Source organism: Ekhidna sp., assembly GCF_040220215.1.
Lineage (GTDB): Bacteria > Bacteroidota > Bacteroidia > Cytophagales > Cyclobacteriaceae > Ekhidna.
Window position 1 is genome coordinate 45,809 of record NZ_JAVJTR010000012.1, and the last position, 14,562, is coordinate 60,370.

Below are 14,562 nucleotides of genomic sequence, written 5' to 3' on the forward strand. Positions count from 1 at the left end.
AAAAGTGAGTTATGAAGACGATTACTAAAATACTTGGAGTAGTTTTTTCCCTATCGATATCCATAGGAGCAAACGCTCAAAATGGATGGAACTGGGGAGAACAGGTAGATGTGGCCAAGGAAAAAAATGTCCTTTACACAGATGCAAAAAAATCAAAAAACTACAAGGCAGCTTTGCCGCCATTGAACTGGTTGCTTGAAAACACCCCGAATCTCAACCCTTCTATCTATATCAATGGAATAGATATCTATGAAGAACTAGCCAAGAAGGAGAGCGACGAAGCAAAAAAAGAGGAGTATATTCAAAAAGCATTGGGTCTCCATGACAAAAGAATGGAGGTTTATCCGGAAGATAAAGCGGACATAATGGAGCGTAAAGCCATTTTTGCCTATTCATTCTACAAAAAGGAAAGCGATAAGTATTTCTCAGTTCTTGAGATTTTTCAAAAAGCATTTGATTTGAATGGCGCTAAAATGAATCGTGGTGCTCTGGTAGCGTACATGGACATGGTGTATAAAAACTACCTATATAAGAGACTAACGGATGAGGAGGTAATTAATACTTACTCAGGAATTTCTGAAGCACTTTCTGAGCAGCGTAAAAATGCAAGTGAATCTGAAAGAAAGAAAATTGATAGTTCATCGGATTTAGTTGATCGTCTACTAACAGCGACGAAGGTTGAAATCAGTTGTGATTTTGTAGAAGAAAAGCTTGGACCAAAACTAGCTGGTGGGGATGATGTTAATATGGCGAAGCAAATCTTTAGATTGATGCTGAAGGGCAAATGCTTAGATAGCCCACTGGCACTGAAAGCTGCTGGAATTATCCAGGGCGATGAGCCTACTTATGGAGTTGCTAAGTTCTTGGCGCAAAAAAATGGTCAGGATGGAAATGACGTGCAAGCGATAGAATATTTTCAGGAAGCAGCTGGTCTGACGGATGATAATGCTGAAAAAGCAGAAATGTATGTGAACATTGCACAAATCCAAAGGAAGAATGGGGAGAAATCGACAGCAAGAAATAGTGCGAGACGAGCACTATCATTCGATCCTTCTTATAGTGATGCCTACAAGCTTATAGGAGATCTTTATATGAACAGTTTCAACGATTGCAAACAAGAGCAAAGCCAAGTGCAGGATAGAGCTGTATTCATAGCTGCATACAATGAATATAGAAAGGCTGGAAACAGCAGCGCCATGGCAGCAGCTAAGGCACAGTTCCCATCCATTGAAGATATCTTTAATGAGGGAAAAGAAGAAGGCCAGTCAATTACCATTGGATGCTGGATAAACACAACAGTAACCCTTGAGAGAAGACCTGCTAATTAATATCAGCAAAACAAACAACATAATTGCGGCCTGGAAAGCTATTCCGGGCCGCTTTTTGGTTTTAGGTGCTTGCCTGTTTTTATTGGCATGTAATCAACGCAAGGATTTGATCGATGCACCACTCTTCGAAGGCCCACTTTCTTCTATGGATAGCGCAGTTACATTGCTCAGCGATTCTGGGATTGTAGTTATGAAAATGGATGCCCCAACGCAAAGTAATTTTGAAAATGGGGACAGAGAATGGACAAACGGGTTTTATATTGAGTGGTATAATAGCAGAGGTCAGGTTACCAGCTATTTCTCTGCAAACTATGTTTACTTTACCAAGGCAGACAACCTCTACCGGGCAGAAGGAAATGTAATTGTGAAAAGCAAGGCAAAAAATGATGAACTAAATACGGAGGAATTATTTTGGGATCAATCAAAAGAAAAATTCTATACTGATAAATTTGTAACGATTAAGTCTGAGGATGAAGTTCATACAGGTGAGGGGATGGAATCAAATCAGGACTTCACAGAGTACCGAATCCTGAAGCCTAGCGGAACATTTACCCTGGAAGATGATCCCAAGCGACCTGCACAACGTGAGATCCCCCTCAAACCAATCCCGAAAAAACAATGAAATTATTTGACATAATATTGTTTGCGTTAGTGCTTGTAACGTTTATTATTGGGATAGATCAGGCAATTGTAGTTGGCATAGCCGAATCCTATTGGATTTTTATGTTTAGTCTGGCACTCTTATTTTTATATGGTTATCGGAAGGGTCAAAGACAGGCCAAAGAAAAGGAAGAGCTAAAATCTTCCGGAAAACAAAAGAAAAAGAAGCAAAAGCATGGATGATCCGCTCCCCTATTTGATCATACTCACCTGTTTATTCTTCTCGGCGTTTTTTTCAGGAATGGAAATCGCGTTTGTATCAGCGGATAAACTTCATATTGAAGTATTGAAGAAGAAAGGGACTTTTGCAGGAAAAGTCCTGGCAATGTTTACAAGCAATCAGTCCCAATTCCTGGCTACCATGCTTGTAGGCAACAATATTGCGCTGGTGCTTTATGGTATTTACATGGCGGGATTACTAGAACCAGTAATTGCTTCTTCCTTACCAGCTGCTATTTCAACAGATGTTGTGGTGTTAATCATCCAATCTATTATTTCTACGGCACTGGTATTACTTACAGCGGAGTTTCTTCCCAAAAGTTTATTCCTCATCAATCCTGATTTCTCCATTCGGCTTTTTGCCATTCCGATGGGAGCTGTCTACACCCTCATGTACCCAGTGGTATTTCTCGTAGTGAAAATCTCAGCTCTTTTTATTTGGATGTTTGGATATAAACTTTCAGATGAAAAGCCAGTGTTTGGATTGACAGATCTGAACAACTATATCAAAAACAATATTTTAAATATCAGGGACGAGGAGGAGGCTGAAATCGATGCGAAAATTTTCAACAATGCAATCGAATTTAAAACCATCAAGGTTCGAGAGTGTATGATTCCACGAACAGAGATCGTAGCTGTAGATGTAACAGACTCAATAGATGAATTAAAAAAACATTTTGTTGAAAGCGGGCATTCCAAAATTCTGGTGTACAAAGAATCGATAGATGAGGTCATCGGATATTGTCATGCGCTGGAATTGTTTAAAAAGCCGGTTGATGTCAAGTCTATTTTGACAGAAATACCGATTGTCCCTGAAACCATGCTTGCCAATGAGCTACTCATTCAATTCATCACCGATCGAAAAAGTCTTGCATTGGTCGTGGATGAATATGGAGGAACCTCCGGTCTGGTAAGCATAGAGGACGTCATTGAGGAAATTTTTGGTGAAATTCGGGACGAGCATGATGATGAATACCTTACCGAGCAGCAGCTTGATGAATTCAATTTTATATTTAGTGCCCGCCACGAAATTGACTACCTGAATGAACGCTATGATTTAGCACTGCCCGAGGGAGAGTATGATACGCTTGGCGGACTCATTTTTGCCTATCACGAAGACATCCCAGAGGTAAATGAAGTAATCGAAATTCCACCTTTTATCATCACCATTTTCACCATGGAAGAGAACAGGATAGATAAGGTGAAGCTAACATTGATCAACACCGAAGAGCTTGTATAAATGACAGTCTTTTACGCATGCTTCAGAATTTTTATGAGGTTAATGCTGAGACTGTATTATCATAAAATAAAAGTTGAAGGTATTGAAAATGTGCCTAAAAGAGTACCACTTCTCGTCACTCCGAATCATCAAAATGCTTTGATGGATCCCCTTTTGGTTGGCGCCTTTGCTCCTATTCCACTGCACTATCTGACCAGATCGGATGTCTTTAACAAATGGACGAATCCAATCCTCAGGTTATTTAATATGATGCCTGTTTATCGAATACGGGACGGCTACTCAAAGCTTGCACTCAATGATAAAATCTTTACTGACTGTAGTGCGATATTCCAAAGTAAGGGATCAGTTCTCATCTTTGCAGAAGGCAATCATGGAAAGGAATATTTTCTAAGACCGCTAACAAAGGGAGCATCCAGGCTTGCCCTGAAATCGCAGGCTGAGTTGAACGAAGACCTGATGGTCTTGCCTGTAGGCTTAAACTTTTTTGAGCACCGGAAACCCCGGTCTACGGTATTGATAAAATTTGGCGAACCGATTTCAGTTCGTGATTACTTAGCCGATTATGAAGAGAATCAATCAACAGGCTTAATAAAGATGAGGGAGGCCATTAGTATTGCAATGAAAAGCACTTTGGTCATTCCTGATGAAACGCAGGATTATGAATTGCGAAAGCAGGCAATTTTCCAGCCTAAGAATGAATCACTGTCTTTTAAAGAGCTTCGATCAATTGATCCAACGAAAGTGAAGACCGAGAAGCGTGAAAAGAGACATCATCGTTTGGCCAAAATTTTAAACCCAATACCCTTCTTTGTTATTGCCCGCAAACTTTCCAACGTAGAGGATGTTGTATTTCATTCAACGCTAAAATTCAGTATTGCATTGATCGCATTTCCTTTATGGTGGCTCAGTGTTTTTTTACTTCTTTTCTGGTCAGTGGGAATTAATATAGCCATCCTTGCGGTTATAGTGATGATCTTAGGACTTTTCTATAGCTATCAACGATGATCGACATAGTCAACTACCTACCTAAACATGCTATAGCGTTTAAGGAGCTAAACGAGGCATGGATCAATCAATACTTTGAGATGGAGGAATCGGACAGAAAAATGCTGGATGATCCCCAGGGCTACATTCTGGATAAGGGAGGAGCTATCATCATTGCTGAGATGGATGGAGCAACCGTGGGTACCTGCGCTTTGATTAAAATGAAAGATAAGACTTATGAGTTGGCAAAAATGGCAGTATCTCCAGAGGTACAGGGAAAGAAGATCGGATGGAAAATAGGAATAGCTACCATTGAGAAGGCCAAAGAGCTGGGTGCCGATACCATTTATTTGGAAACCAACAGCGTACTAAAGCCGGCTATAAATCTTTATAGAAGGTTGGGATTTAAGGACACAGACGGTTACTGCTCGCCCTATGCCAGGTGCAACGTGCAAATGGAGCTGAAGCTCTAGTTTCTTCCTTTCAGGAACTTGCTCCGATCGTAGATTAGCGTACCCTTGTTGTCCCACTCCCGGGCTATGTAAGGATTGAATTTAAAATTAAAAGGATCATCAGGGTAAACCACCTCGCGCTTCACACGGCCAGCATCGTAGTATTCCCTCCAAAGACCAACCTTGTGACCAAACTTATAATTGCCTCTTACTGCTAAAGATCCATCTTCATGGAACGCCCAGTACTCACCGTCTTTCTCCCCAAAGTGAACAGGAATCACCTCTTTCAGTTTGGTTTTCTTAAAATCATAATAGGCCAGTTTTGACTCTTGCGGCCATCCTTTCCACCAGTAGGACTTGTCTTGCAGGATGTCATGTCTATTGAACCGAACCCAGCGTCGGTGCTTCATGCCTTTGTAATACCATCCTTCTTCCAACACCTGCTCACCGAGCATTTTTTTATAAGGGCCATGTAGTACACCTGCATTTTTCTTATCTACCCGAAGAGAATTCATGACTTTCTTTTTCTTGTAGTCGTACCAATAGAAATCAGAGGCATATTCCGGTGGACCTTCGTATTCCTTCAATACATTGAAAATCTCAAAAACCACGTCGTTACCAAAACCTGTTCGGGTGAATGCTTTTCTGGTTTTGATACCAAAGTAAACATTACGTTTTTTCTTCTTCTTTTTTTGCTTGACAGGCTCAATCCCTTTATCCTCCTTGGCTTCTTCTTCAAGATCGAGGGTAAGTGGGGTGTCATAATCCACCTTAAACAGATCTTCAAGTGATTCACCGTCTTGAGAAAATGCAGAAAGCCCCATAAAAATGAGGCTAACTGTCAATATCGATTTAAGCTGAACTTTCATCCAGTGATTATTTCATTTTGGTTAATCATTCGCCTGCACTGCGGCTAATTGCTTCTCCAAAAAACAACGCATTCATGAAGATTTTATTGGTTCCATACCAAAATGCCCTGAAATTTGGATTATCCGCCAAGGTAATCACTTTTCCTCTACCTACATTGGAAACCGTAACCGCAGGTGAGTCTTTGAATTTTTCCAGATTCTCCTCAGAAACATATCCTGAAAGCAGTGGATTTTCTGTGTACATCAATGGGTTGGCGTATGCATTTTTAGACTTCTGCATCACCAGATTATGGTTTCTGAACAGTGGCATTCGGTCACTTTCCATGCCATAAGCGAGTGGATGTGTCAGATCTACTTTTGCTTCAAAGATTGATCCGCCCGTTACCTGAGCACCTCTTTCTTCATCCAGGTTTTCGTATGATTTAAACTCATCCTTTTTATCGTCATCTTCTTTTTCATCCTCCTCAGCACCAAATTTCACACTTGTAATTTCTGCATCACTCAGCCACTTGCCGCCATTCTTCCAGGCAATGACAACCCCACCTTGAGAGATCCATTCCTTTAGGTTTTTCTTTTGCGAGTCACTCAGTGAGCCCCACATGTTCGGAATAATGATGCGATTATATCTGGATAGATCTCTGCCTAGCCGATCTACAGGAAGTTTAGTCACCTTCATTTTATATCGCTGGTCCAATAGGTGCCATACTTCACCCGCTTCATAGCTGCTTACGCCTCCTTCTACCAACACTGCCACTTTAGGTTCCTTTATGGTTGAGTTACTTGTACTGCCGAGATCTACACCACTTTTGGCTAAACCTGTCTTTAGGGAATAGACATTCACACCATCTTCTTTCACAATTGAATCAATGGTCTGCTCAATCCATGCGCGCTTATTTTCCTGAATGCCTACAGGGATGATCATGGTTCCTCGTGGATACGTTCGGTTGTCATCGGTATGCGTTTCATTCAGCATCTGCACCACTACTTTCTTACTTAGCATTCTATTGATTGCTCGGAAACCTAAATACCCATAAGGCTCAATCGCATAGGCGTATGCTCCTTTTTCGCCGACCAGTTTAGCAGTTGGAGCGGATGGATACTCAACTAATTCTCCAAGCATCCCTGAATTAAAATCTTTGCTGCCTAGCTCAGCATATGGTAGGTTGAACGCCAGCGGCATAGTCCATGTGGAGACATCATAGAACAGGCTATCAGTAAATGAAGTACGTGTCTCGAAGATCGCTTTCGCTAAGCGATATTGATTCTGATTCATTGGTACGATGTAGCCATTACCAGACGTGAACTGCTTTCCATTTTTATTAATGGAACTTTTGATTTCATAAACCTCAATCTCATGCTGTACAAGCATTTTCGCTAGCTCATAATTTCTTACCTTATCTTTGGACGAGCCAAAAACATAGGCTTTTGCCGCATCTCTGGAAGCCAGGTTTGAAGCACCCTGATAAAACTCTCTTTGATAATCAAGAAACTCCGTTCGATGTGCTATACCTGATGCCAGTGTAGAAAGCGAAGCAGTGAAATGATTTCTTACCGCCATTGGGAAGGTCAAAATACCGTAATCATTTTCCTGAGCATGACCTCTGGAGCTGGCCTGCTCAAACAGAATTCCAACACTACCGTTCACATCCGGGTAAGTAGATCCTTTTCCGATATAGAAGTCATCAAAACTTTCTTCGCTGTAGTAAAGGGATCCAATATCATCCAGATACTTCGCATGAAATGCAGCCATCTTGTGTGTCAACTCCACATTCTTATCAGGTGTCCATGGAAATTTTCTGGACGGAATTCCAGGCTGGAAGAAAAACGTAGAGTTGGTTCCCATCTCGTGATGGTCTGTCAGGATGTTTGGTTTCCACTCATGAAATCTAGCAATTCGTCCCCTCGATTCCGGGTGCTGCAACGGTAGCCAGTCTCTGTTCAGGTCAAACCAATAGTGATTGGTACGTCCACCCGGCCATACCTCATCGTACTCCCGATCATTAGGATCGGCGTTGATCACATGTGCTCGGTGCATGTTTACCCAGGAGGAAAAGCGATGTAAACCATCCGGGTTAAATGAAGGGTCAATAATGATGATGGAGTTTTCCAGCATCTCGTCAATTTCAGGACCGATGGCAGCTGCCAGGTAATAGGCTGTCAGCAAAGAAGCGTTTGAACCGCTGGCTTCATTTCCATGAACGGAATATCCCAGCCACATAACGATGGGCATTTCATCGGTATTCATCCCTCCGGACGAAGACGGATCTGTTAGTTTTTTGTGATCAGCTTTGATCTGATCCAGATTGGCAAGGTTCACTGGATTGGAAACAGTAATCTGAACCAATGGACGTCCTTCATAGGTACGGCCAATTTCGTCAATGATCATCCGGTCGGAAGCTTCGGCTACTGCTCGCATATAATAGAGCAATTGATCATGGCTGACGTGCCATTCACCAGGGTGATAGCCAAGCACCTCTTTCGGGGTTGGAATATCAGGGTTGTAGGAAAGCCCTTCCGGGAGATAGTAGGTCATGTCTACCTGCGCGAAAGACCAAAAAGAAAGGAGGGTTAAAAGTAAGGTGAGATGCTTCTTCATATGCTTGAATTTTAGGATGACTAATCTAAGGAAATGAAGATGGAGAAAAAAGGAGGGTTTGATGGGTGGTAGGAGCTAAACATTAATGTTTTACAGAACCAACTGAAATAAAAGGATTACCAAATTCCCTTGGGAGGATGACTGAAGGGAATCCGAGTCATGGGAATCTTTTGACTTAGAACTGAGTCTTAAGATCCCCAAGTCTTGCTCCTTTCGTCGCTACGCAAGGGGATAGGAAAGTAGATAAATGAAAACCCACTCAACTGAGTGGGTTCCTTCAATGATTTCGTGTCATGTAATGACTATGCCAAACTCAACTCCACACTTCGATTTACAAAGTCTGTGAGGTCTTTGCCCTGAAGCATGCCTTGCGAAAGAAGTGCCAGGTCATAGGCCTGCTTAGCTAGTTTTTGCTTTGCCTCGTCAGAATCTGCTCCCAGAATCTTTTTGGTCATCGCATGATTGGCATTCACAGCAACGGACAAGGTCATCGGCATATCACCAAACATCATTGGGCCGCCACCGGTTGCCTGCATGTCTTTCATCCGTCGGATAAACTCCGGCAGAGTAATCGTGACCGGCATATCGTCGATAGCCATTGGCTGAACAGTCACGCTGTTGTTTTTGTCGTTGATTGCCTTGTCAAAAATGTCTTTCAGGCTTTCCTGCTCTTTTTCTGAAAGTATAGATTCTTTCTTCTCGTCCTTGTCAATCAGCTTATCAATGACATCCGCATCTACACGCTGAAGCTGGAACTTCTCGTGCTTCTGCTCCAGGTGATTGATAAAGTGCGGATCAATCGGGCCAGTCAATTCAATTACATCGTAGCTGCGCTTCTGTGCGGTATTGATATAGCCATGTTGCTTGTCTTTGTTGGTGGTATAAAGCGCCACCACATTTTTGTCCTTGTTGGTTTGATTTGCCTCGATGTGCTTCTTGTACTCCTCAATCGTGAAGTGCTTGCCTTCCATGTTTTTCACCAAAGCAAAGTCCTTCGCTTTTTCATCAAACTTCTCCTCGGAGATCATTCCGTATTTCACGAACACACCAATGTCTTCCCACTTCTCTTCGTATCCTTTTCGATCGTTTTTGAAAAGCTCAGACAGCTTATCAGCTACTTTCTTAGTGATGTACCCGTTTATCTTCTTCACATTGGAATCCGACTGCAGGTAACTTCTGGATACATTCAATGGAATATCAGGAGAGTCAATCACCCCGTGCAAAAGCTGCAGGAATTCCGGTACAATATCCTTCACCTCATCGGTAATGAACACCTGACGCGAATACAACTGAATTTTGTTTTTCTGTAGGTCGAAATCCTTTTTCAACTTAGGGAAATAAAGCACTCCGGTCAGGTTGAATGGATAGTCCACATTCAGGTGAATCCAGAAAAGCGGATCATCGCTGAACGGATATAATGTTTTATAGAAATCAAGGTAATCCTGATCCTTCAGCTCACTTGGAGATTTTGTCCAGATAGGATCAGTATCATTGATGATATTGTCTTTCTTGACCGTTTTGTATTTTGGCTTGTCATCCTTGTCTTTGCCATCTTCAACCTGCTCTTCTTTTTGACCAAACTTGATAGGGATAGGTAAGAACTTCGAGTATTTGTCGAGGATGCCTTGAAGTCTGTGTTCATTAAGGAATTCTTCCGAATCATCTGCGATGTGGAGGATGATATCGGTTCCTCTTTTCTTTCGAGTACCTTTTTTGATTTCAAAATCAGTTTCTCCCGTACAGATCCATTTAGCTGATTCAGCACCTTCCTGGTGAGAAAGCGTATTGATCTCTACTTTCTTCGCGACCATGAAAGCAGAATAGAACCCTAGCCCAAAATGACCGATGATCTGCTGGTTATCTGCTTTGTCTTTGTATTTCTCTACGAATTCGGTTGCGCCGGAAAACGCAATCTGGTTGATGTACTTCTTTATCTCTTCTTCCGTCATCCCGATTCCATTATCGGAGATGGTGATGGTTTTTTTCTTCTCGTCGAATGACACTTCGACAGTCAGCTTACCAAGCTCACCGGTGTATTCTCCTAGGGAAGCCAGTTGTTTGATTTTCTGTGATGCGTCTACTGCGTTGGAAACCAACTCACGCAAAAAGATCTCGTGATCTGAATAGAGGAATTTTTTAATGATCGGAAAGATGTTTTCCGTGTGTATTGAGATTGTACCTTTCTCTGCCATCGTCTGATTACAATTTTTTTAGTTGTTACTCAGACGCCTAAACTCAAATACTATTCCAGAGAGGCAAAACTGACAGGTTGGCAGAAAACTAATTTGGTATTATTTTCGTATTACTATTTGTAATGCCATTTATAATACGATCATGAAAACGATTAGTTTGAAAATGCCGGAAGATATTTATAAAAAGGTGGAGAAGTATCGAAAGTCGATGAATAAAAACCGAAGCAGCTATGTGATGGAGGCAGTAGTAGAATACACCCGAAAAAAGGAAAGGGAAGAATTGGAAGAACAGCTTCGAGAAGCAGCAAAGAAAACTGCCCAACAATATGGAAAAATAAAGGATGAACTGAGAGAATGGGATAATACCATTTTTGATTATGAAAAGCATTATGGCATTGAAAAGGAATAAGTTCGATCTATGGCTTGCTAATTTAGGGGTGAAGGCTGGGACAGAAATGGGAAAGGTAAGGCCGGTTGTTATTGTGCAATCAGACATATTGAACGCCCTCAATTCAACGATTGTTTGTCCTATCAGTTCTTCCCCCTGGGAAATGACACATTTACAAATTCAACTTGAAGAGGGGGAATCTGGCTTACTTCACGATTCAGTAATATTCATAGATCAGCTAAGAGCACTGGATAACGACAAATTGATTCGGAAATTAGGTACACTTTCTATGGAAAAACAATCTCAGCTGAATCAGAAACTTAAACAAATCCTTGATCTTACCTAATCCGATCCGCACTCCTCACCAATTGCTCGTCTTTTCGGATGAAGCGGTTCGCCAGGAAATTATTTAGCATAGCTACAATAGGAAGGTAGAAACCAATAAGAAACGTGCCTTGCACCTGCGGGTCGAACAGTCCATTTGCTTTGCTGATGTAAAGGTAGGTACCCACTAAAGTTCCAGCTGTGATCAGTGAGAACAAAGCATTTAATTTGACTTGCGTCATTCTGTTCTTGTAGCGAGTGACAGAAAACAACATCACTAAAGCTGCCAGTATCGCACCTATGGAAAGTAAAAAGGTGTCTTGTGTGCCTAAAAGCTGCACCTCACCAGTCTCAGGGATATGCTGCTCATACCTCAATTGAAAAGCATCCATGATGGCATACTCTCTTTTTTCTGCTTCATAGTTTTGATCTGATTTCTCCCAGATAGGAAAGAAAAGCATTAGAATCATCGCAAGCGCTGCGATTGTCATGAAGATGGTTTGTACTCGTTGTAGCATAATTACACTATTTGTAACTCAATAAGTTTAATATAAGGTTTACAAACAAAAAAAGAAGTCATTCCAGAATGGAATCTATGGACAACTTTCCGAGACCTTCATTTTTTAAGATAGACTCCATCTGGAGTGACCTTATATTAAACCTATTGAAAGGTTGAATGGCAAATATGACTTGTTTTATGTTTCAATGTGAAGGAATGAACGCAATTTTGTCGCCGTGAGGTATTTTATGGACATCAGTTACCGCGGCACCAACTTTAATGGCTGGCAGATTCAGCCCAATGGGGTGACGGTACAAGAGGAAATCGAAAAAGCCTTGTCCACTATTCTGAAAACAGAAGTTGCAATTGTCGGGAGCGGACGAACAGATACCGGCGTACATGCAACCCAACAAGTAGCGCACTTTGATGCAAAAAAGATAGATCGGGAAAAGCTGGTATTTAAACTCAACTCCTTTTTGAATGAAGACATTTCCATCAATGGTATCAGATCGGTAAAGGAGGATGCAAGCGCGCGTTTTGATGCAACCTCACGTACATACCATTATCACCTGAATCAGGCAAAAAATCCATTCAAGAGAGGCGTTTCCTATTACTTCCGACCAGAATTAAATGTGGCAGAAATTAATGCTGCATGTGAAATAATTAAGGGTTGGCAGAACTTTGAGTGCTTTAGTAAGGTTCATACCGAGGTAAACAACTTCAACTGTGAAATCTTTCAGGCGAAGTGGGTGCAGGACGGATCCAATCATTTGTTTGAAATTGCTGGTAATCGTTTCTTGCGTGGAATGGTCAGAGCTGTTGTCGGTACGTTGATTGATGTGGGACTGGGAAAAACTTCACTGGATGACTTCCGTGAAATTTTAGAAAGCAATGATCGTAGAAAGGCAGGTAGAGCTGTTCCGGCAGAGGGATTGTTTTTGCAAAAAGTAGTTTACCCAAAAGACATTTATTTAGACTAGGACATTGGAAAAAGAAAAGGCAAGCGGAAATATTGTGGACCTGACAGTTTTGAAAAGGCTGTTCGTCTTTGCCAAACCCTACATCGGTATTTTCTATTTCCTGGTGTTCCTCACCATTGCCTTGAGCGTGGTAGGGCCGCTTCGGCCTTTACTCATCCAAAAAGCGATTGACAACAACGTAGCTCAGGGAGACTATCCCGGACTGGTCAATATGATCATGCTTTTGATTGGGTTGCTGGTGGTGCAGGCCATTGTGCAATATCTCCATACATTTTATTCAGGGTGGCTGGGACAGAACATCATCAAAGACATTCGCATCAAGCTTTACCGTCACATTCAGAGCTTGCGATTGAAGTTTTTCGATAAGACGCCTATTGGAAGATTAGTAACCCGAAACGTTTCGGACATTGAAACGCTTGCTGAAGTTTTCAGTACCGGGATTGCCGGTATTATCGCGGATGTAATGCAGTTGCTGGTCATCCTCGGATTTATGTTTTGGATGAACTGGTCACTGACACTAGTCAGTCTTTCACTATTGCCGATCTTGATTTTTGCGACTTACATTTTTAAAGAAAAAATTAAGGTGGCCTTCAACGAAGTGCGTGCTGCAGTTTCCAACCTCAACTCATTCGTACAGGAGCATATCACCGGGATGAACATCGTTCAGATTTTCAACAGTGAGAAACGGGAGTTTGAAAAGTTCAAGGAGATCAACAAGGAGCACCGCAAAGCGAACATCAATTCAGTGCTTTACTACGCTATTTACTTTCCGGTATCGGAGGTTATTCAGGCTGCAGGGATTGGTTTAATTGTATGGTATGGGGGAGGCCAGTTAGTGCAGGGGAATGTTGAGTTCGGGATGCTGATTGCATTCATTCTCTACCTTCAGATGTTCTTCCGACCAATCCGAATGATCGCCGATCGATTCAATACGCTGCAAATGGGGATTGTGTCATCAAACCGAATTCTCGATTTGTTGGACAATGACGAGCACATTCAAGACAATGGAAGTTTCAGTCCGGATCATGTAAAAGGAGATGTGCGATTTGAAAATGTATGGTTCGCTTACAACGACGATGATTATGTGCTCAAAGACATTTCATTTGAAGTGAATACCGGAGAAACGATTGCGCTGGTGGGGGCAACAGGTGCGGGCAAGTCTTCAGTTATCAATTTACTGAGCAGGTTTTATGAAATCAACAAAGGAGGTATTTATGTGGATGATACGGAAGTTCATAAATATGACCTGGCAAATCTTAGAAACCACATCGCTGTAGTGCTTCAGGATGTGTTTCTGTTCTCCGATTCTATTTACAACAACATCACATTAAAAAATCCGGATATTTCGAGAGAGAGGGTTAGAGAAGCAGCCGAGATGGTAGGTGCACTTCCGTTTATAGAAAAATTACCGGGTGGCTTTGATTATAATGTGCAGGAACGGGGAGCAACTCTTTCTGTGGGTCAGCGGCAGCTCATCTCGTTTGTTCGAGCGATGGTATACGATCCGAAAATTATCGTACTGGACGAGGCTACTTCCTCGGTGGATACTGAAACCGAGGAGCTGATCCAATCAGCCATTCAAAAAATGATGCATGGACGTACCTCAATTGTCATCGCTCACAGACTGTCCACCATTCAAAACGCAAATCAGATTCTGGTACTGGATAAAGGAGAGATTGTGGAAAGAGGCAATCATGATGAACTACTTGAGAAGGAAGGATATTACGCTCAGCTTCATCAGATGCAGTACAAGGAAGTAGCGAAAGCAGTCTAACAAATCCGTCACTTCGAAGGTGAAACCTGAGAAGTCCACTTATTTAAGAAGACTCTC

At 41.9% G+C, this 14,562-nt stretch carries 14 protein-coding genes; 10 read left to right on the top strand and 4 right to left on the bottom strand.

From position 1 onward, the window contains the following. The first annotated feature begins 11 nt into the window (after nt 1-11). The 6 genes from RIC88_RS07295 to RIC88_RS07320 are packed head-to-tail and all read left to right on the top strand — an operon-like array spanning nt 12 to nt 4,904. On the top strand, nt 12-1,328 hold the full coding sequence (locus tag RIC88_RS07295) for a tetratricopeptide repeat protein (protein WP_350216870.1): 1,317 nt from the start codon (nt 12-14) through the stop codon (nt 1,326-1,328). Continuing rightward, nucleotides 1,306-1,950, top strand: a complete 645-nt coding sequence (gene lptC, locus RIC88_RS07300; RefSeq protein WP_350216871.1) for an LPS export ABC transporter periplasmic protein LptC — start codon at nt 1,306-1,308, stop codon at nt 1,948-1,950. Before RIC88_RS07295 ends, lptC begins: the two co-directional genes overlap by 23 nt. After that, entirely contained in the window at nt 1,947-2,171 is a 225-nt protein-coding gene (locus tag RIC88_RS07305) for a hypothetical protein (RefSeq protein WP_350216872.1), read from the top strand. Before lptC ends, RIC88_RS07305 begins: the two co-directional genes overlap by 4 nt. After that, the gene (locus tag RIC88_RS07310) at nt 2,164-3,447 is read left to right on the top strand and encodes a hemolysin family protein (RefSeq protein WP_350216873.1); all 1,284 of its coding nucleotides are present in this window, start codon (nt 2,164-2,166) and stop codon (nt 3,445-3,447) included. Before RIC88_RS07305 ends, RIC88_RS07310 begins: the two co-directional genes overlap by 8 nt. A gap of 42 nt (nt 3,448-3,489) precedes the next feature. Continuing rightward, nucleotides 3,490-4,452: a 1-acyl-sn-glycerol-3-phosphate acyltransferase gene (locus RIC88_RS07315; RefSeq protein ID WP_350216874.1), complete on the top strand. Its 963-nt coding sequence runs from the start codon at nt 3,490-3,492 to the stop codon at nt 4,450-4,452. Then, entirely contained in the window at nt 4,449-4,904 is a 456-nt protein-coding gene (locus tag RIC88_RS07320; protein WP_350216875.1) for a GNAT family N-acetyltransferase, read from the top strand. The genes RIC88_RS07315 and RIC88_RS07320 overlap by 4 nt, the downstream gene beginning before the upstream one ends. On the opposite strand, the gene RIC88_RS07325 is transcribed toward RIC88_RS07320, so the two are convergent. The 3 genes from RIC88_RS07325 to htpG all read right to left on the bottom strand — a co-directional run bounded on the left by RIC88_RS07325 (nt 4,901) and on the right by htpG (nt 10,540). Next, a complete protein-coding gene (locus tag RIC88_RS07325) occupies nt 4,901-5,752 on the bottom strand; it encodes a toxin-antitoxin system YwqK family antitoxin (RefSeq protein WP_350216876.1) in 852 nt (283 codons plus the stop codon). The two genes, RIC88_RS07320 and RIC88_RS07325, sit on opposite strands and share 4 nt — an antisense overlap. Before the next feature lie 25 nt (nt 5,753-5,777). Beyond that, nucleotides 5,778-8,348 (bottom strand): M14 family zinc carboxypeptidase, encoded by a 2,571-nt coding sequence (locus RIC88_RS07330; protein ID WP_350216877.1) that lies wholly within the window; start codon nt 8,346-8,348, stop codon nt 5,778-5,780. 302 nt (nt 8,349-8,650) lie between these two features. Continuing rightward, nucleotides 8,651-10,540: a molecular chaperone HtpG gene (gene htpG / locus RIC88_RS07335; protein ID WP_350216878.1), complete on the bottom strand. Its 1,890-nt coding sequence runs from the start codon at nt 10,538-10,540 to the stop codon at nt 8,651-8,653. A gap of 142 nt (nt 10,541-10,682) precedes the next feature. Between htpG and RIC88_RS07340 the strand changes: the two genes are divergently transcribed. Both RIC88_RS07340 and RIC88_RS07345 read left to right on the top strand, forming a co-directional pair. Beyond that, nucleotides 10,683-10,949 carry a YlcI/YnfO family protein gene (locus RIC88_RS07340; protein ID WP_350216879.1) on the top strand — a complete coding sequence of 89 codons (267 nt, stop codon included), beginning with the start codon at nt 10,683-10,685 and terminating at the stop codon, nt 10,947-10,949. After that, complete coding sequence (locus RIC88_RS07345) at nt 10,918-11,274, top strand: type II toxin-antitoxin system PemK/MazF family toxin (protein ID WP_350216880.1); 357 nt, start codon at nt 10,918-10,920, stop codon at nt 11,272-11,274. The genes RIC88_RS07340 and RIC88_RS07345 overlap by 32 nt, the downstream gene beginning before the upstream one ends. Here the strand turns inward: RIC88_RS07345 and RIC88_RS07350 are convergent. Next, a complete protein-coding gene (locus RIC88_RS07350) occupies nt 11,267-11,770 on the bottom strand; it encodes a DUF4293 domain-containing protein (protein ID WP_350216881.1) in 504 nt (167 codons plus the stop codon). The two genes, RIC88_RS07345 and RIC88_RS07350, sit on opposite strands and share 8 nt — an antisense overlap. Before the next feature lie 229 nt (nt 11,771-11,999). Between RIC88_RS07350 and truA the strand changes: the two genes are divergently transcribed. Both truA and RIC88_RS07360 read left to right on the top strand, forming a co-directional pair. Further along, nucleotides 12,000-12,731 (top strand): tRNA pseudouridine(38-40) synthase TruA, encoded by a 732-nt coding sequence (gene truA, locus RIC88_RS07355; protein WP_350216882.1) that lies wholly within the window; start codon nt 12,000-12,002, stop codon nt 12,729-12,731. Nucleotides 12,732-12,735: 4 nt separating this feature from the next. After that, complete coding sequence (locus RIC88_RS07360) at nt 12,736-14,505, top strand: ABC transporter ATP-binding protein (protein WP_350216883.1); 1,770 nt, start codon at nt 12,736-12,738, stop codon at nt 14,503-14,505. Nucleotides 14,506-14,562: the final 57 nt, after the last annotated feature.